Source organism: Flavivirga sp. 57AJ16, assembly GCF_028736925.1.
GTDB lineage: Bacteria > Bacteroidota > Bacteroidia > Flavobacteriales > Flavobacteriaceae > Flavivirga.
Map to the genome: position 1 here is coordinate 149388 of NZ_JAQZAT010000012.1, position 17788 is coordinate 167175.

Here is a 17788-nt window from a genome sequence, read left to right on the forward strand (position 1 = left end):
GGAACTTTATTTATTTGTTTTGAGGTTTTTCAATTCTAAAACCAATGTCTGTAATGCCTTCAAGTTCTATAACGCCATTAACCTTTCCGTTTTCTCTCATAGCATGTTGTATCTTAACTGTATAATCGCCTTTTTCTTTAAAAACAACTTGTTCTTTATACCAAAGCTTATTCTCTTTTACACCTGTAAGACCAGTACCTAAAAGTTTCCCACTAGGGTCTGCCATTCTATATTCTAATGTATCTTTAATAGTTTTACCATGAGGAAAACCCATTTCTACTATTAAAAACAAATTATTGTATTTATAATCATTTGTGTTTCTTAAGTTAACAAATAGATTGTACATATTCGTAGAATCTGGAGGCGTCACCTTAAAACTAACAATAGAGTCTTTATGCCATTTGTTAGGTACCGATTTATAGGTATCGAAAACCCGATTAGAATCGCAGGACACAAATATTATAGAAAAAATTAAAAGAAAAAACAATACATTACTTTGTCGCATTTTTACTGTTTTGAGGTTTTCTTTTCCTTTTACTATTCCGGTTGTTCTTGTTGTTTTTCCTCTTATTGTTTTTACGTTTATTATTCGATTTTAGACTATCGAACCGCGTTAAACTGTCTTGACCTACAACGTTTTCAAACTCAACTTTAGTATCTTCCATCAATTCTGAAGCATACTCTTCAAGACTTGCTATTTTTTTATTCTTTTTGTTTAAATCGATAATTTCATTGGCTTGGCTTGCTGTTATTTTATGCCAATGATTCCATTCTCCTTCATAGGCATACCACATATGTCCTTTAAAAATATCCGTTTTTTGACATACCGCAGTACCTTTTTCCGTGTGTATTTTTGTGTCGGTTTTAGGAAAGTTTTTTAAGGCATCAAGATACGTATCAAGCTCATAGTTTAAACAACACTTTAATTTTCCACATTGTCCTGCTAACTTTTGAGGATTTAATGAAAGTTGTTGATATCTTGCTGCCGATGTACTTACAGATCGGAAATCTGTTAACCATGTTGAACAGCATAACTCACGACCACACGACCCAATGCCTCCAAGTCTTGACGCTTCTTGACGAAAGCCAACTTGCTTCATTTCTATACGAGTTCTAAACTCACGAGCAAAAACTTTTATAAGCTCTCTAAAATCTACACGATCTTCGGCTGTATAATAAAAAGTCGCTTTACTGGCATCTCCCTGAAATTCTATATCTGAAATTTTCATTTGCAATTTCAAATCAATTGCAAACTGACGAGCCCTTACCTTCATAGGCTCTTCCTTATCGCGGGCTGACGACCAAATATCAATATCCTTTTGGCTTGCTTTTCGATAAATTTTTAAGGTATCTTCTTCATTATATGATATGTTTTTACGCTTCATCTGAATACGTACAAGTTCTCCTGTAAGAGTAACCATACCAATATCATGCCCTGCCTTTGCTTGCGTAGCCACAATGTCTCCAATACTTAATGTTAAGTTTTCGGTATTCTTGTAATATTCTTTTCTACCGTTTTTATAACGCACCTCAACCCAATCGAAGGGTTTTTCACCATTAGGCAATGACATGTTTGACAACCAGTCAAAAACAGTTAATTTATTGCAGCTATCTGTACCACAAGTACCATTATTTTTGCAGCCTTTAGGTTGACCATCTTTAGTTGAGCAGCTTGCGCAAGCCATATTCGTTATATATTGATTCCGACTAGAACAAGGTTCTGTTGGAAGAAGATTAATAATTCTTTTTGAAATGTAAAGATATGATTATTATGTCGACTTTAAAAAACCATATTTTTTTAAACATGTTTTACGTCAATTATGTTTACAGGGCAGGCCTTAGATGCCTGATCACAAACCTCAAAAATAATATCATTATTGGATTTTACAGTAAAAAACCCTTTTTTATCTTTTGAGTACAAAAGAACCGATTTACCATCCTTCTTGGACATTTGAAATTGACTGGGAGCTAACTCCACACAGTAGTTGCAACCTATACACTTATTCCGCTGTAACGTAATAACAACCATTAAGCCTCTACTTTATTTTTAACAATTTTATATAATTTATCCGAGGGTCTTATTCTAAATTCTAACGGTATGGTTATGGTATCCCCTTTGGATCCTACTGTTAATTTTTCATCGTTTACCAGCATCTCATTGACTTCCATTTCTCTCGCTCCCGTTGTAGAGCCTGTTATTAAAATAGTGTCCCCAAGGGCAACATTATAAGCATCAATTTTAAACTCACCTATTTTGGCTTTGGTATAAAAGTGTACACCTTTACCAATATATACCTTTTTTTGTGTAGCATGAGACCCAGAGCCCTTACTCCATTCTCCTAATTTTTGCCCTAAGTAATAACCATTCCAAAAGCCACGATTATAAACTTTCTCCAACTCTTGCATCCAAGAAACAACCTTTTCTTTATTATAGGTATTATTCTCAAGGCTATCAATGGCATCTCTATAACATTTTATAACCTTGGCAACATATTCTGGAGCTCTGCCTCTTCCTTCTATTTTTAATACTTTAATTCCCGATGCGACTACCTGATCTAAAATATCTATAGTACACAGGTCTTTAGGAGACATAATATATTCATTATCAAGCTCCATTTCGAAGCCAGTTTCCTGGTCGATTACAGTATATTTCTTTCTACAATTTTGCTTGCAAGCTCCTCTGTTAGCTGATGAGTTTTGGGAGTGCAAACTCATATAGCATTTCCCAGAAACAGCCATACAAAGTGCCCCGTGCCCAAATACTTCAATCTCTACAAGCTTACCCGAAGGGCCTTTTATCTGTTCTTTTTCAATGCCTTCGGTTATTTTCTTTACCTGACGCAAGCTTAATTCTCTGCTTAGCACCATCGTATCTGCAAACAATGCATAAAACTTAACCGTTTCAATATTGGTAATATTAATTTGTGTAGAAATATGCACCTCCATACCTACTTCTCTAGCAGCCACTATTACGGCTTGATCCATAGCTATGACCGCTGTAATATCTGCTTCCTTCGCCTTGTCTATAAGTGTTTTTACAATGGATAAATCATGATCGTAAATGATGGTGTTTAATGTTAAATACGTCCTTACATTTTTTGCTTGACACCGTCTTGAAATTTCAGGTAAGTCACCTAAAGTAAAGTTTATAGATGCCCTGGCCCTCATATTTAACTGTTCGACACCAAAATATACGGAGTCTGCTCCATTATCTAAAGCAGCTTGAAGCGACTCAAAGTTTCCCGCAGGAGCCATTAGTTCTATTTGCTGCATACTATTTAAACTTTAAAGCTTCAGACCTTCCTTTTTTAAAAATATCGTTACTGTTTCCTTGCCCCTTGCGCAGTTCTTTTTGTTTTTCATAAGGCAACCTATTTATTTCCATACATTCTGTAGAACAGCAGTTTTCCATGGCTTCTTTACAGGAATCGCATTGAATAAATAGTAAATGACAAGCGGCATTGGCACAATTGGTATGCACATCAAACGGCGTTCCGCATTGGTGGCAATTAGCTATAACATCATCACTTATACGTTCTGCTCTTCGATCATCAAAAACAAAGTTCTGACCTAAAAATTTATTTTCAAGGTTTTTTTCTTTTACCTGTCTGGTATATTCAATAATCCCGCCTTCTAACTGATATACATTTTTAAATCCTTTGTGTTTAAAATAGGCACTTGCCTTTTCGCAACGAATGCCCCCTGTACAATACATCACAAGGTTTTTATCTTCCTTATGGTTTTTTAAATCATCCTCAATAAGATCTAAAGATTCCCTAAAGGTGTCTACGTCTGGTGTTACGGCATTTTTAAAATGCCCTATCTCACTTTCGTAATGGTTACGCATATCGACCAAAACCGTTTTTTTGTCTTCTATAAGATTGTTAAACTGTTCTGCCCCTACATGAATGCCTTTATTGGTAACATCAAACGTATCATCGTTTAAACCATCGGCAACAATTTTGTTGCGCACCTTTATTTTAAGCTTTAAAAACGATTTATTATCTTGTTCTACCGCTACATTCAATCGGATATCCTTTAAAAATGAAATCGTATCCAAATGTGCTTTAAATTCATTAAAGCGGTCGGCCGGTAATGATAATTGACCATTGATCCCTTCGTGAGCGACATAGATTCTACCTAAAACATCTAATGCGTTCCAAGTAATAAACAAATGATCTCTAAAAATCTGTGGGTTGCCAATTTTGGCATATTGGTAAAAAGAAAGTGTCAATCGATTTTTTCCGGTTTTATCGATTAATTCGGCTCTTTCTTTTGCGCTTAGTTTATTGTACAGTTGCATGCTATACTAATTTATAAGGTTAAAGACTATTTTAAAAGTGCAAAAGTACAATTATTATCTAGAAGTGGGGAAGTAAAATTCTTTGGAGTAAATTTTGAGACTTTTGCCCTCTATAGTAAGTTTAAGATATCAAGGTTGAGACCTCGTTAGATACTGAAAAACGTTCAGCACAGGAAGTGGGTTAGTTCAATTTGTAAATTTGGGTATCAAAGCAAGTTCTGAGGTATCAGTCTTAAGACCCCGCTGAAAAAGCGGGGTTAGTTCAACTTACAAGTTTGAGTTCGTTTAAAAACTCCTCAAACTTGAGTTTCACTAATAAAAAAAGCACTTTAGTAAATGTAAAGTGCTTTTTCTTGACTAATCCGTGGTTAATATTACTTTAATTTTTCTAAGGAATATGTCACGGTTTTAGCCACCATCGGCTTTACAGTTACTGTTTACAATAACAGTAACTGAAACACCTAATGCATTTATTAAAACGGTTCGTTTGAAAAATTTCATTTAATTCTTTTTCATAGCAAAATTTTCCACTTTAATTAGTAGATGCAAAATGTTAAAAAAGGTTGCGTGATAAAATTGTATTGTGACAAAAGATGTAGTATTTTAGCAGGCACAACTAGAGATAAAACAATTATAAATGAGCAGCGAAAAAGAAGCTAAATTAAAAGCACTTAAACTTACATTAGATAAATTAGACAAAGCCTACGGAAAAGGGACAGTAATGAAAATGAGTGATGCAGCCGTACAAGATGTAGAAGCTATTTCATCTGGTTCTTTAGGTTTGGATATCGCTTTAGGCGTTGGTGGCTATCCTCGTGGACGTGTTATAGAAATATATGGCCCAGAGTCTTCTGGAAAAACCACACTGACATTACATGCTATTGCTGAAGCTCAAAAAGCTGGTGGTATTGCTGCTTTTATAGACGCTGAGCATGCTTTTGATAGATTTTATGCCGAAAAACTTGGAGTAGATATTGATAACTTAATTATATCCCAACCGGATAATGGAGAACAGGCACTTGAGATTACAGATAATTTAATCCGTTCGGGAGCTATTGACATTGTGGTAATCGATTCTGTGGCAGCATTAACACCTAAAAGTGAAATCGAAGGTGAAATGGGAGACTCCAAAATGGGCCTACATGCTCGTTTAATGTCTCAAGCTTTGAGAAAACTTACTGCTTCTATTAGTAAAACCAATTGTACCGTTATATTCATTAACCAATTGCGTGAAAAAATTGGTGTGATGTTCGGTAATCCAGAAACAACAACAGGGGGGAATGCTTTAAAATTCTACGCTTCTGTTAGATTGGATATAAGACGTTCCACCCAAATTAAAGAAACCGACGGGAGTGTCGCAGGGAACAAAACCCGGGTAAAAGTGGTTAAAAATAAAGTAGCCCCTCCTTTTAAAATGGCAGAATTTGATATCATGTATGGAGAAGGGGTCTCTAAAGTAGGTGAAATATTAGATTTTGCCGTTGCATATGAAATTGTAAAGAAAAGTGGATCCTGGTTTAGTTATGATGACACCAAACTAGGGCAAGGGCGAGATGCTGTAAAAGCACTCATTAAAGACAACCCCGAGCTCATGGACGAACTTGAAGGAAAAGTTAGAAAAATTGTAGCAGAATAGATAAAAAATCCCGTTAATTCGGGATTTTTTAATTTTATACGCAACCTTTTTATTGCTAGCGCATCTACAGAGAGCAAACAATCGATTTAAACCCTAAATTTATTTGCTATGAAAAAGTTTTTCGTTTTTTGTTTTACAGTGCTATTATTTGCCTCATGTAGTATTGATGATGATGGTCCAAGATTTGGTTATGAAATTTTACCAGTTGAGAGTGTTGATATTCCTAATGAATTCACTTTAGGAGAAACATACCCAATCACCGTTTCTTACTTTAGACCCTCAACTTGTCATGCGTTTAAGGAGTTTTATTATTTAAAAGAAAACAATGTGCGTACTGTGGCCCCTATAAACTATGATTTTATTAGGGATGATTGCGAAACGCTGGAAAATGAGTTAGTAGAAGCGACTTTCAACTTTATAGTGACAAGCAATGGCTCTTATATCTTTAAATTCTGGCAAGGTGAAGATACTGATGGAGAAGATCAATTTTTAACAATAGAAGTGCCTGTAGTTGACTAAAAAATTTAAGTATTAATTAAATACATGTTTAATTTTGAGTTTAAGCCAACTCATAGAAAATTGTAAAATTGATGATACTAAAGCACAAGGAGAATTATATAAGCTCTTTTCGAGTAAGCTATTCTCTGTATGCTTAAAGTATTCGCGAAACCGTGCCGAAGCTGAAGACAACCTGCAAGACGCGTTTTTAACAATTTTCAAAAAAATTGAACAATATAAGAATAAGGGCTCTTTTGAAGGCTGGTTAAAACGCATTACTATAAATACAGTATTGCAACGATACAGAAACGAAAAGGTTTTTGATATAATAAATGAAAATATAATTGAAGATGTTGAATTAGAAGTTGATGACGATACTGTATCCATTGATTATCTATTACAAATCATTCAAGAATTACCAGACAGGTATAGATTGGTTTTTAACCTGTATGTATTGGATGGTTATTCACATAAAGATATAGCAGACATGCTAGGTATAAATGTAGGAACTTCAAAATCCAATTTGGCTCGTGCCAGACAAAGCTTGAAGGAAACTATTGAAAATTACAAGACAGTACAAAGTTTACAATCATTATAATGAGTGATAAAAAACATATAGACAGGTTGTTTCAAGAGGGGTTTAAAGATTTTGAAGCTATACCTAGTGATGCGGTTTGGAAGAATATAGAAGCTAAACTTAATGAAAAAAACAAAAAGCGCCGTATGATCCCTATTTGGTGGCGCTACGCTGGTGTTGCTGCACTATTGTTACTTTTTTTAACTATTGGTGGTATTTATTTTAATAATACAGATAAACCGCCAACCAATGAAATATCCGATACAGAAAGCACAACACCTTCAAACCCTAAAAAGGATAATTCTGCTAATTTGGGTGGTATAAATGAGGCTATTGCAGACACTGATTCTAATGAAAATGGAAATTTAAACGATACGCCACCACAAATCGAAACAGATCCTTCATCTAAGGGAATAACGCCCTCAAAAGAAGCTTCAATTGCAAAAAACCCTACTTTAAATAATAATGGCGAGCGTAAAGAAACTTCTAATTTTTCCACTAACAAAGGGCAGAATGCCAGCAACAAATTATTAAATACCAAAAGCAATCATGTTGTTGCAAAGAATCTTGAAGAAAAAAGCGCCCACGACAAAACGCTTAATAAGTCCAAAAACAACCATGCTATTGCAGATAATTCCGAAGAAAAGAAAAACACCAATAAACTTCAAAATAGCATAAAAAATGGTTCTGCTATTGTTTCGGATTCAGGTTCTGAAAAAAAGAATCAGATCAATCAACAAAGTAAAGCCTCATTAATTAATAAAGAACGAGCAAAAGAGATTATTAATAGCACTTCAAAAAACAACCATGCTTTTGCAGAAGCTAAAGGAGAAAATAAGGAAACTGTAACTAAAGTGGCAGACAATAATCTTACTATAGAGGAAGCTCTAGATGAAGCCAAAAATATTATTGAAGAGGAAGAAAACGTAAATAGGTGGAGTATTGCCCCAAATGCTGCGCCTGTTTATTTTAATACTTTAGGAGAAGGTTCTTCAATAGACCCTCAATTCAATAATAATTCCAAAAGTGGCAAACTTAATATGAGTTATGGTATTTCTGCCAGTTACGCCATTAACAAAAAGTTAAGTGTCCGTTCTGGTATTAATAAAGTTAATTTGGGGTATAACACCAATAATGTAGTTTCTTTTCAAGTTGTAGGGGTCTCATCAAGTAGTCGTTCGCTTCAAAATGTCAACGCTATTAACAAAGACAATACTAGTAATAGTCCGCTAGATAATGTGTCTCTTGTTAGCGGTGAGAGCTTTAATGCGGATGACATTCCAGAAACATTTTCAACATCAAGGACCTCTATTAATCAAGATTTAAGTTATATCGAAGTGCCGTTGGAAATTCAATATGCGCTGTCAAACAAAAAATTAGGCGTTAATCTTATTGGCGGATTTAGCTCATTCTTTCTAAATAACAATAAAATATTTTCCGAACCAGAAGGTGGCACAAGAACACTTTTAGGTAAAGCGAATAATATAAACAAGGTAAGTTATAGTGCTAATTTGGGATTAGGGCTAAATTATCAAGTATCTAAAAAGATAGACTTGAATTTAGAGCCCATGTTTAAATATCAAATTAATACATTTAATAATACTTCTGGTGATTTTAAACCTTTCTTTATAGGGGTTTACACTGGATTTTCCATTAAGTTCTAGGTTTTTGGTTAGATCTGGGTATTGATTTTCTTTAAGCTCGAAAATCAATATCGAAAAAAAACTGCTCATCCCCTGAGCAGTTTTTTATTTATTAGAGGGACAGTCTGAAAAGTAATATGTTTTGTCGTTCAGAGTACTTCGACTCCGCTCAGTACAAGCTATAGCGAAGAATCTTATTGTTTTGTAATTCTATATATTATGTTTTTAAGAGATTCTTCATAGCTTCGCTGCTACCTTCTAAACAAAATATATTTTGTTTCTCGGTAATATTCTGATTGACACTTTTCAGACAGCCTCTTTTATTTGAAATATTGTAAAGGGAGGCGTTTTATTGTGGTAACTTTGATGTGGAAATGGGATTAAAGGCCTGTAATTGTTTCAAGATAATATTCCTAGCTATTTCATTTAAAGACTTCGTGTCATTGGCCGTTAAATTTTTCGTAGATAAAAATTTATGGACCTTAACACGCATTCTTCCTGGGCCACCACTAAAAAATGTATATGAAAACCGTTTTTTATTATCGGCAAAAGTTAACGGCACTATAGGTATTTGATGGTTTATCGCCAATCTAAAAGCACCGTCTTTAAATGTGTCTAAATCTATGTGTTCTTCTGGCACGCCTCCTTCGGGGAAAATACAGATACTTAAACCAGATTGTAATCTGCGTTGGGCCCTTAAAAAAACGGCCTGCCTGCTTTTAGGTGAATTTCTGTCGACCAAAATACAAGTACGTTTATAAAAAAAGCCAAAAAGCGGAATTTTAGCAAGTTCCTTTTTCCCAACAAATACAAATGGATTTTTAACCGAAACCAGCATAAGCATAATATCCGTCATGGAAGTGTGATTAGCTATAAACATATAGCTTTTATCTTTTTCAGGCGTTTGCTCCCGATCAATATGGTAGTCAAACCCCATACCAATTAAAATCACTTTTGCCCAAACCCTGGCAATCTTAAAAAAGAACGGATACCATGATTCCCTTGAAATGGAAATTAAGAGTACTGGAAACATAATAAGTATTGGCAGCCCTACCAATATGTAAAACCAGATACGATATAATATCCAAAAAATGTATTTAAAAATTCTCATAAGCCCCAAAAATACTATTATAAATTGATTATATTTAAATCATAATAACTTAATGAAGTGGTTTAAACTTTTTATAATTGGCTGCAAAATGTCCTTTTATCCCCATATTTTATCTTTTTATTACTCCGTAGCGATGCTATGCAGTGCAAAAAAGCATTCATTTGGGAATAAAATCACTATTTTTCGCTTCAATCAAAAAAGTTTAAACCACTTCAACAACTAAAATCATGGGTTTACTGTATTCGCTTTTAATTGGAGGTATAGCTGGCTGGTTAGCCGGAAAACTAATGAAAGGTGGTGGTTTTGGACTGCTTTTTAATATAGTAATTGGTATTATTGGTGGCATTGTTGGTCATTGGCTTTTTGCCAAACTCAACATCTCGCTTTCAAGTGGCGTCATTGGCGATATTTTAACGGGAGCCATTGGTGCTTCGGTAATATTATTTGTTGCAGGCTTATTTAAAAAATAAAATGCCTTATTTTTCATAAAAAAGTGGCATGGCCCGCTTTTTTTATTGTTAAACAAATATGTATTTTCGCAGCATTGTTTAACTAATTAAGATTTCCGTTTTTGCGGAAAGTACACATGGCAAGAATACTTACAGGTATACAAAGTACTGGAACACCACATTTAGGAAATATTTTAGGGGCTATTATGCCAGCAATTGAAATGGCCAATAGGCCTGAAAATGATTCTTATTTATTTATCGCAAATATGCATACTTTAACTCAAATTAAAGATGCAGAGACATTGCGCTCTAACACGTATTCTACTGCAGCTACCTGGTTAGCATTTGGTTTAGACATAGAAAAAACAGTATTTTACAGGCAAAGCGATATTCCGCAAGTTACTGAGTTAACTTGGTATTTAAGCTGCTTCTTTCCTTTCCAACGTTTAACATTAGCACATAGCTTTAAGGATAAGGCCGACAGGTTAGAGGATGTAAACTCTGGCTTATTTACCTACCCAATGCTTATGGCTGCCGACATTTTGTTATATGATGCTGAAATTATTCCCGTTGGAAAAGATCAGCTACAACATATCGAAATGACGCGCGATGTCGCCTCTCGTTTCCACGCCAAAGTTGGTGACACCTTTGTGTTACCAAAAGGAAAAATACAAGAAAACACAAAGCTTATTCCTGGAACCGATGGTGAAAAAATGAGTAAGAGCAGAAATAATATCATCAATATTTTTTTAGATGATAAAAAACTGCGCAAGCAAATAATGACCATTCAAACGGATAGCACACCATTGGAAGATCCAAAAGATTGGAAAACCTGTAATTGTTTTGCGATCTATAGTTTGTTGGCCAACGACGAGCAAATAAAATCCATGAAAGCTAATTATGAAAATGGCGGCTATGGTTACGGACATGCAAAACAAGCCTTGTTTGAATTAATTGTCGAAAAATTTGCTACACAGCGTGAGCGCTATAACTACTATATGAATCATCTTAACGAGATTGATAAAGCTTTGGCTTTAGGTGCTGAAAAAGCAAAAATAGTAGCCGATGCCGTTTTGAATAGGGTACGGGAAAAGGTTGGGTACTAAAATTCCTGCACAGGCAAGAATCTTATCAATCGGACTATACTTTAACGTGAGTTCGATGTAAACATAATGCTATTGAGCTGACTATCAATAATTTAATATTAATTGTCAGGTTGAGTACTTCGGTAAACTCAGCACAGGCTCTGTCGAAACCCATTTAAATAGCTGGTTTTAATAACCTTTCGACTTTAGTTTATCTTGAGCGAAGTCGAAAGGCTCAAGGCGACAAATCGTTTTATTAGTGAATTTATTGTTAAAAACTCCCTTGCCTGCCTGTCGGCAGACAGGTTTTAAATCGAACTCTCGTTACTTTAAAAAAACAAATACTTTATCCATTCCTACAGGGGTGTTCGTAAAACTAAAAACCTAATAAACATAGGGGTTCAAGGGGAAATCACCACGATATTGAGCATAAAGGCAAGAATCACCGACGAAGAATTTAAGTTTTATTTAATAAGATTCCTGCCTTCGCAGGAATTAAGCAACCTCAAATAACTTACCGGGTAAAGGTCTAATCACACCTTTAAGCTCCATAGTAAGCAATACACTCGCTGCTTTAAAAATAGGCATATTGCAATGAATCGCTATGACATCCAGTTGTTGCTTTTCATGTTCCTTTAAATAGGCATAAATTGATTTTTCTGTAGGATCCAGTTCAACAAATAATTGTTTTTGTATAGCTGGTTTTTTAGTTTCTTCTAATTGCCAATTGAGAATATAAGGGACATCCAGTGGTGTAGTAAGCATGTGCGCTTTTTGGTGTTTTATTAAATTATTACATCCCATGCTCTGCATATCCGTGGTCCTTCCTGGAACAGCAAATACATCCCTGTTATAAGAATTTGCAATATCTGCAGTAACCAGGCTCCCGCCTTTTTCGGCAGATTCTATAACGATGGTCGCTTCACTTAAACCTGCAATGATCCTATTTCTTTTTAAAAAATTATTCCTGTCAAATTTGTCACTACTCCAAAAATCGGTAAAAAAGCCTCCATTGCTCTCCATATCGACCATATACTTTTTATGCACTTTGGGGTAAATTTGATTCAATCCATGTGCCAAGCAACCTATAGTCTGCAAATTGTTTTTAATGGCCGCTTTATGTGCTGTTATATCCGTTCCATAAGCAAAACCAGAAACAATAATAGGATTATAAGAAGCTAAAGTTTCCACTAGCGCTTCACAAAACGCTATCCCATTAGTTGTTATTTTTCGAGCTCCAACAACACTAATAATATGTTGTTGTTTTAAATTAATATGCCCCGATTGAAACAATAAAATAGGGCCATCAATACAATGTTTTAATTTTTCAGGGTAACCTTCTCCCATAAAATAAGATACCTTAATCTTATTCGATTTTATAAAATCCATTTCTTTTTCAGCCGCTTTTAAATGATCCGTTTTAAATAAATCACTCAAAGCCATACGCCCTATACCACCAATTTTAAGCAGATTTTGTCTTTTTTCCTCTAAAACAGCCTCGGCAGAGCCACAATGTGAGATAAGACGCTTAGCAGTTATATCACCGATGTTTGGCACATGCTGCAAGGCCAAAGTATAAAGCAAATCATTTTCTGTCATGTTACTTATTTGGTTTTGAAATTATACCAATTTAGTTATAAAATGTTGCATAAATAAATTGAATTATTTTAAGTTAGAAAAAATCAAGACGAACTCTAAGGCAAAAAACAAAACATAGTCATAGTTACGTTTTACTTTTTTAACGAGATGATGACGGAAAAGAAACCTTTTATATATGTTATTTTATAGCTAAATCGGTATTACAAGAAAAGAATTTTTAAACTGTTAATAAATAGTTATCTCGAAATTTTATCTGAAAGCATAATTTTTTAACTTTGTTTCTATGCAATTAGAAACCTACATAAGTGATTTATTATATAGATATGAGTGTGTTACCATTCCTGAATTTGGTGCTTTTTTAACACAACGCGTATCTGCGACCATTCATGAAAGCACCAATGCTTTTTATCCACCTAACAAAACAGTGTCATTTAATGAGCAAATTCAAAAGAATGACGGTTTGTTAGCGCATTATATTGCTGATGTAGAAAAGATCCCTTTTGAAATTGCCAATAAAAAAATTGCAAAGCGAGTAAAAATATTAAAGGCTTATTTAACGCAAGGGGAAACACTTACTTTTAAAAATATTGGAGACATTGTTTTTAATAGTGAAGGTAAGATTCTGTTCGAACCTTCTTATCACCTTAACTACTTAACAGATGCTTTTGGTCTATCTCAATTTGTATCCCCTGCTGTAACGCGTGAGGTTTACAAGGAAGAAGCTGAAAACATTGAAAAAGTAATTCCTATTACCATTACTCCAGAAAAGCGTAAAACCAGACCATATTTAAAATATGCAGCCATTGCCGTAATGGCCTTAACACTTGGTGGTTTTGCAGGATCTAATTATTATATAAATCAAATCGAGCAACATAATCAATTAGCACAAGAGGAAGCAACACAACAATTAGATGCTAAAATACAACAGGCAACATTCAATTTAAATCCGTTTCCTGCCATTACACTAAATGTTACCAAGCAAACAGGTAATTATCATATAATTGCTGGTGCTTTTAGAATTGAAGAAAATTGTGATAAAAAAATAAAACAACTTAAAGCAGATGGTTTTAGTGCCAGAAAAATTGGTGTTAACAAATATGGTTTACACCAAGTTGTTTATGCAAGTTACGAAGACAGACTCGAGGCTTTGAAAGCGTTAAGAACCATCAAGAGAACACATAACCAAGATGCTTGGTTGGATGTTAGAAAACTGGATTAGTTTTTACAGATTCATTCATATTTTACTGCTTTAATACTTAACTTTGCCGCATCTTAAACTTATTTTGATGCAAGCAAAAACTCCTAAACAATCGAGAACCATACACACAGATATGGTTTTACCTGGCGAAACAAACCCCATAAATAATTTATTTGGAGGTGAGCTACTAGCAAGAATGGATCGTGCAGCAAGTATTGCAGCAAGACGCCATTCAAGACGTATTGTTGTAACCGCTTCGGTTAATCACGTTGCTTTTAATAGAGCCATTCCCCTAGGCAGTGTAGTAACTGTTGAAGCGAAGGTATCTCGTGCTTTTAAAACCTCAATGGAAGTGTTTATTGATGTCTGGGTAGAAGATAGGGAGTCTGGTGATAAAACGAAAGCAAATGAAGCGATTTACACGTTTGTGGCGGTAGATGAAACCGCACGTCCTGTTACTGTCCCCGAATTAATTCCTGAAACCGATTTAGAAAAAGAACGCTTTGATGCTGCATTGCGCCGGAAACAATTAAGTTTATTATTGGCCGGAAAAATAAAACCCAATGAAGCTACTGAATTAAAAGCCCTTTTTGAGTAAATTTTAACAGAGGGAATTATCTGAAAAATCATGCTAGATTTACTTTGTCTGGTGATTATTTATACTTTGCTTATCTTGAACATAAGAAGGCTCAGCATAAACTTTTTAGAAACCAACATTAACCTATCATAGAGTTAAGATACCTCAATAAACTTCAAATTTATTATCAATCATTTTAAAATTCGTTTGGTATAAGTAAAAAAGGTAAACCCCCTAGGGCAAGCCCTGGATCCTAAAAATCGACCCTCGGGTCGTGGCATTAAACCATGGGGTTCCCACTAAATACTGAAACCTGTTCTGCACATGATGCGGGATGGCCTGCCGCGGAACACACGTGGACTAGTAATTCTAAATATCCAAGGTTCCATTTCTTTTTCACAAAGTCGTAAATTTTTACGATATTTGTATAGTTATGCAAATCTTTTGGCAAGAACTTTTAGTATTCCTACACTATCTCATCAAGAGAAATCCTGAGTGAGCAGGTTTTATTGTATCTTTAAATTTATCATTTTGAAGTTTAGCCTTTTAGGTCTATAACTTTACCTTTTTTTAATCTTTAATTTTAGAAACAATGCCTTTTTACCATAAATTAGGAAATATTCCGCATAAGCGTCATATACAGTTTAGGAAACCAGATGGCAGCTTGTATTACGAACAGTTATTTGGCACTATTGGGTTTGATGGCATGTCTACCAATAGTTATCACGAGCAACGCCCCACGCAAGTAAAAGAAATAAAAAAGCAGTATAGCGTAGCTCCAAAAATTGCTTTAAAAAACAATATTAAATCGTATCGCTTAAAAGGTTTTCAAATAAAACCGGTGCAGGACTTTTTAGAAAGCAGAAAAACGGTACTTGTAAATAGCGATTGCGCTATTATATTAGCAGCACCAAAAAAATCTACAAACGATTATTTTTATAAAAACACAGATGCCGATGAGCTTATTTTTATTCATAAAGGCACTGGGAAATTAAGAACCATGTTGGGCAATCTCGATTTTAAATACGGAGATTATCTCTTGGTTCCAAGAGGTGTTATTTATAAAATAGATTTCGATACGGAAGATAATAGATTATTCATCGTGGAGTCCCACAGGCCCATATACACGCCAAAACGTTATAGAAATTGGTTTGGGCAGTTATTAGAGCATGCACCGTTTTGCGAGCGGGATATCCGCAGACCCGAAACATTGGAAACCTATAACGAATCTGGGGATTTTTTAATAAAAGTAAAGAAGCAAGGAGACATTATAGAAATGGTGTATGCATCACATCCTTTCGATGTGGTTGGATATGATGGCTATAATTACCCGTATGCTTTTTCAATACACGATTTTGAGCCTATAACAGGACGTATTCATCAGCCGCCCCCTGTACATCAAACTTTCGAAACCGATGCTTTTGTAGTATGCAGTTTTGTACCACGTTTGTACGATTACCATCCACAGTCTATTCCAGCTCCCTATAATCATAGTAATATAGATAGCGATGAGGTATTATATTATGTAGATGGTGATTTTATGAGCAGAAATGATATTGATGCAGGTCATATATCATTGCACCCAGCGGGCATCCCGCATGGACCACATCCGGGAGCCACAGAAAGAAGCATTGGCAAAACAAAAACCGATGAACTTGCTGTGATGGTGGATACTTTTAAACCGTTAATGGTTACCGAAGAAGCTATGAAAATAGCCGATGAGGACTATCATAAATCCTGGTTGGAGTAATTTGTCATTCCCGCGAAGGCGGAAACCCACTTTATTAAAATTTAATTTCAAACAATAAGATTCCCACCGAAGTTTATCTTGAGCGTAGACGAAAGGCAGGAATAACAAAAAATAAACAATGAGTAAAGACATAAAATCAGTAAACTACGGTTTAGAAAAAATATTTGAAGGGGCGCAAGACTTTTTGCCTCTTTTAGGAACAGATTATGTAGAATTCTACGTAGGTAACGCAAAGCAATCTGCTCACTTTTACAAAACAGCATTCGGGTTTCAATCTTATGCTTACCAAGGTTTAGAAACAGGATCTAAGGACTCTGTAAGCTATGTGCTTAAACAAGATAAAATACGTTTGGTTTTAACCACACCATTAAACAGTAGATCACCAATAAATGACCATATTGTAAAACATGGTGATGGCGTAAAGGTCATAGCGCTTTGGGTTGAAGATGCCAGAAAAGCATATCAGGAGACTACGAGTCGTGGTGCAAAATCATACATGGAACCCGTTGTAGAGAAAGATGAACATGGCGAAGTTGTTAGAGCTGGAATATACACCTATGGTGAAACGGTACATATGTTCGTAGAACGCAAAAATTATAAAGGTTCGTTTTTACCAGGTTTTAGTGAATGGAAATCAGATTATAATCCACAACCTGTAGGACTTAAATATATAGATCATATGGTAGGCAATGTAGGTTGGGGAGAAATGAATACTTGGGTAAAATGGTATGAAGATGTTATGGGCTTCGAAAATTTCTTATCCTTCGATGATAAACAGATCCATACCGAGTATTCGGCCTTAATGAGTAAAGTGATGAGTAACGGGAATGGACGTATAAAATTTCCAATAAATGAACCCGCAGAAGGAAAGAAAAAATCACAAATAGAAGAATATCTGGATTTTTATGAAGGCCCTGGTGTCCAACATATAGCAGTTGCTACCGATGATATTATTTCTACGGTTTCTAGTTTAAGAGCCAGAGGTATTGAGTTTTTATCCACACCACCAGAAGCATATTATAAAGCCGTACCAGGAAGATTAGAAGAACATAGTCATGAATTAAAAGAAGATATAGAGACATTAAAAAACCTAGGGATCATGATTGATGCCGATGAAGAAGGTTATTTATTACAGATTTTCACCAAACCGGTTGAGGATCGACCAACACTATTTTTCGAAATTATTCAGCGTATGGGAGCTCGTGGTTTTGGAGCAGGAAACTTTAAAGCTCTTTTCGAGTCTATTGAAAGAGAACAGGCCAATAGGGGTACGTTATAAAAAATAAGTGCGTAAACTTTAAGCAAAAACGCCATCACTTACATGTTGGCGTTTTTGTTTTTTGTAACAAATTAACGTTAAGG

The 17788-nt window shown here is 35.0% G+C and carries 17 protein-coding genes; 10 read left to right on the top strand and 7 right to left on the bottom strand.

Annotated elements, in window-relative coordinates; all coding sequences use genetic code 11:
- Window positions 1-10 precede the first annotated feature (10 nt).
- From PQO00_RS14535 to PQO00_RS14555, 5 genes are all read right to left on the bottom strand, one after another.
- Window positions 11-505: a gliding motility lipoprotein GldH gene (locus PQO00_RS14535; RefSeq protein WP_274185569.1), complete on the bottom strand. Its 495-nt coding sequence runs from the start codon at window positions 503-505 to the stop codon at window positions 11-13.
- Window positions 492-1685, bottom strand: coding sequence for a regulatory iron-sulfur-containing complex subunit RicT (locus tag PQO00_RS14540; protein ID WP_274185570.1), 1194 nt, complete (start codon window positions 1683-1685; stop codon window positions 492-494). The genes PQO00_RS14535 and PQO00_RS14540 overlap by 14 nt, the downstream gene beginning before the upstream one ends.
- Before the next feature lie 113 nt (window positions 1686-1798).
- On the bottom strand, window positions 1799-2029 hold the full coding sequence (locus PQO00_RS14545; RefSeq protein ID WP_274185571.1) for a ferredoxin: 231 nt from the start codon (window positions 2027-2029) through the stop codon (window positions 1799-1801).
- Complete coding sequence (locus tag PQO00_RS14550) at window positions 2029-3273, bottom strand: peptidase U32 family protein (protein WP_274185572.1); 1245 nt, start codon at window positions 3271-3273, stop codon at window positions 2029-2031. Before PQO00_RS14550 ends, PQO00_RS14545 begins: the two co-directional genes overlap by 1 nt.
- Before the next feature lies 1 nt (window position 3274).
- Complete coding sequence (locus PQO00_RS14555; RefSeq protein ID WP_274185573.1) at window positions 3275-4303, bottom strand: rhodanese-related sulfurtransferase; 1029 nt, start codon at window positions 4301-4303, stop codon at window positions 3275-3277.
- A 637-nt stretch (window positions 4304-4940) separates the two neighbouring features.
- On the opposite strand from PQO00_RS14555, the gene recA reads away from it, so the two are divergent.
- From recA to PQO00_RS14575, 4 genes are all read left to right on the top strand, one after another.
- On the top strand, window positions 4941-5939 hold the full coding sequence (gene recA / locus PQO00_RS14560; protein WP_274185574.1) for a recombinase RecA: 999 nt from the start codon (window positions 4941-4943) through the stop codon (window positions 5937-5939).
- A 108-nt stretch (window positions 5940-6047) separates the two neighbouring features.
- Window positions 6048-6458 carry a hypothetical protein gene (locus PQO00_RS14565; RefSeq protein ID WP_274185575.1) on the top strand — a complete coding sequence of 137 codons (411 nt, stop codon included), beginning with the start codon at window positions 6048-6050 and terminating at the stop codon, window positions 6456-6458.
- A gap of 34 nt (window positions 6459-6492) precedes the next feature.
- Window positions 6493-7035: an RNA polymerase sigma factor gene (locus tag PQO00_RS14570; RefSeq protein ID WP_274185576.1), complete on the top strand. Its 543-nt coding sequence runs from the start codon at window positions 6493-6495 to the stop codon at window positions 7033-7035.
- Window positions 7035-8678: a hypothetical protein gene (locus tag PQO00_RS14575; protein WP_274185577.1), complete on the top strand. Its 1644-nt coding sequence runs from the start codon at window positions 7035-7037 to the stop codon at window positions 8676-8678. Before PQO00_RS14570 ends, PQO00_RS14575 begins: the two co-directional genes overlap by 1 nt.
- A gap of 328 nt (window positions 8679-9006) precedes the next feature.
- Here the strand turns inward: PQO00_RS14575 and PQO00_RS14580 are convergent, their stop codons facing one another.
- Window positions 9007-9768, bottom strand: a complete 762-nt coding sequence (locus PQO00_RS14580) for a 1-acyl-sn-glycerol-3-phosphate acyltransferase (RefSeq protein ID WP_274185578.1) — start codon at window positions 9766-9768, stop codon at window positions 9007-9009.
- 227 nt (window positions 9769-9995) lie between these two features.
- Here PQO00_RS14580 and PQO00_RS14585 point away from each other — a divergent pair, with 227 nt between their 5' ends.
- Together PQO00_RS14585 and trpS are read left to right on the top strand one after the other, a co-directional pair.
- Entirely contained in the window at window positions 9996-10238 is a 243-nt protein-coding gene (locus PQO00_RS14585; RefSeq protein ID WP_274185579.1) for a GlsB/YeaQ/YmgE family stress response membrane protein, read from the top strand.
- A 116-nt stretch (window positions 10239-10354) separates the two neighbouring features.
- A complete protein-coding gene (gene trpS, locus PQO00_RS14590; protein ID WP_274185580.1) occupies window positions 10355-11323 on the top strand; it encodes a tryptophan--tRNA ligase in 969 nt (322 codons plus the stop codon).
- Window positions 11324-11797: 474 nt separating this feature from the next.
- Here trpS and dprA read toward each other — a convergent pair whose 3' ends face one another.
- Window positions 11798-12901 (bottom strand): DNA-processing protein DprA, encoded by a 1104-nt coding sequence (gene dprA, locus PQO00_RS14595; RefSeq protein WP_274185581.1) that lies wholly within the window; start codon window positions 12899-12901, stop codon window positions 11798-11800.
- Window positions 12902-13184: 283 nt separating this feature from the next.
- On the opposite strand from dprA, the gene PQO00_RS14600 reads away from it, so the two are divergent.
- From PQO00_RS14600 to hppD, 4 genes are all read left to right on the top strand, one after another.
- Window positions 13185-14120, top strand: coding sequence for an SPOR domain-containing protein (locus PQO00_RS14600; RefSeq protein WP_274185582.1), 936 nt, complete (start codon window positions 13185-13187; stop codon window positions 14118-14120).
- A gap of 67 nt (window positions 14121-14187) precedes the next feature.
- A complete protein-coding gene (locus PQO00_RS14605) occupies window positions 14188-14697 on the top strand; it encodes an acyl-CoA thioesterase (protein ID WP_274185583.1) in 510 nt (169 codons plus the stop codon).
- A 571-nt stretch (window positions 14698-15268) separates the two neighbouring features.
- Window positions 15269-16426: a homogentisate 1,2-dioxygenase gene (locus tag PQO00_RS14610; protein WP_274185584.1), complete on the top strand. Its 1158-nt coding sequence runs from the start codon at window positions 15269-15271 to the stop codon at window positions 16424-16426.
- Between the two features lie 118 nt (window positions 16427-16544).
- A complete protein-coding gene (gene hppD / locus PQO00_RS14615; protein ID WP_274185585.1) occupies window positions 16545-17705 on the top strand; it encodes a 4-hydroxyphenylpyruvate dioxygenase in 1161 nt (386 codons plus the stop codon).
- Window positions 17706-17788 lie beyond the last annotated feature (83 nt).

Bases quoted from the DNA above. Each gene is read 5' to 3' on its own strand.
- PQO00_RS14535 (WP_274185569.1), bottom strand. From the start codon at position 505: ATGCGACAAAGTAATGTATTGTTTTTTCTTTTAATTTTTTCTATAATA.
- PQO00_RS14540 (WP_274185570.1), bottom strand. From the start codon at position 1,685: ATGGCTTGCGCAAGCTGCTCAACTAAAGATGGTCAACCTAAAGGCTGC.
- PQO00_RS14545 (WP_274185571.1), bottom strand. From the start codon at position 2,029: ATGGTTGTTATTACGTTACAGCGGAATAAGTGTATAGGTTGCAACTAC.
- PQO00_RS14550 (WP_274185572.1), bottom strand. From the start codon at position 3,273: ATGCAGCAAATAGAACTAATGGCTCCTGCGGGAAACTTTGAGTCGCTT.
- PQO00_RS14555 (WP_274185573.1), bottom strand. From the start codon at position 4,303: ATGCAACTGTACAATAAACTAAGCGCAAAAGAAAGAGCCGAATTAATC.
- recA (WP_274185574.1), top strand. From the start codon at position 4,941: ATGAGCAGCGAAAAAGAAGCTAAATTAAAAGCACTTAAACTTACATTA.
- PQO00_RS14565 (WP_274185575.1), top strand. From the start codon at position 6,048: ATGAAAAAGTTTTTCGTTTTTTGTTTTACAGTGCTATTATTTGCCTCA.
- PQO00_RS14575 (WP_274185577.1), top strand. From the start codon at position 7,035: ATGAGTGATAAAAAACATATAGACAGGTTGTTTCAAGAGGGGTTTAAA.
- PQO00_RS14580 (WP_274185578.1), bottom strand. From the start codon at position 9,768: ATGAGAATTTTTAAATACATTTTTTGGATATTATATCGTATCTGGTTT.
- PQO00_RS14585 (WP_274185579.1), top strand. From the start codon at position 9,996: ATGGGTTTACTGTATTCGCTTTTAATTGGAGGTATAGCTGGCTGGTTA.
- trpS (WP_274185580.1), top strand. From the start codon at position 10,355: ATGGCAAGAATACTTACAGGTATACAAAGTACTGGAACACCACATTTA.
- dprA (WP_274185581.1), bottom strand. From the start codon at position 12,901: ATGACAGAAAATGATTTGCTTTATACTTTGGCCTTGCAGCATGTGCCA.
- PQO00_RS14600 (WP_274185582.1), top strand. From the start codon at position 13,185: ATGCAATTAGAAACCTACATAAGTGATTTATTATATAGATATGAGTGT.
- PQO00_RS14605 (WP_274185583.1), top strand. From the start codon at position 14,188: ATGCAAGCAAAAACTCCTAAACAATCGAGAACCATACACACAGATATG.
- PQO00_RS14610 (WP_274185584.1), top strand. From the start codon at position 15,269: ATGCCTTTTTACCATAAATTAGGAAATATTCCGCATAAGCGTCATATA.
- hppD (WP_274185585.1), top strand. From the start codon at position 16,545: ATGAGTAAAGACATAAAATCAGTAAACTACGGTTTAGAAAAAATATTT.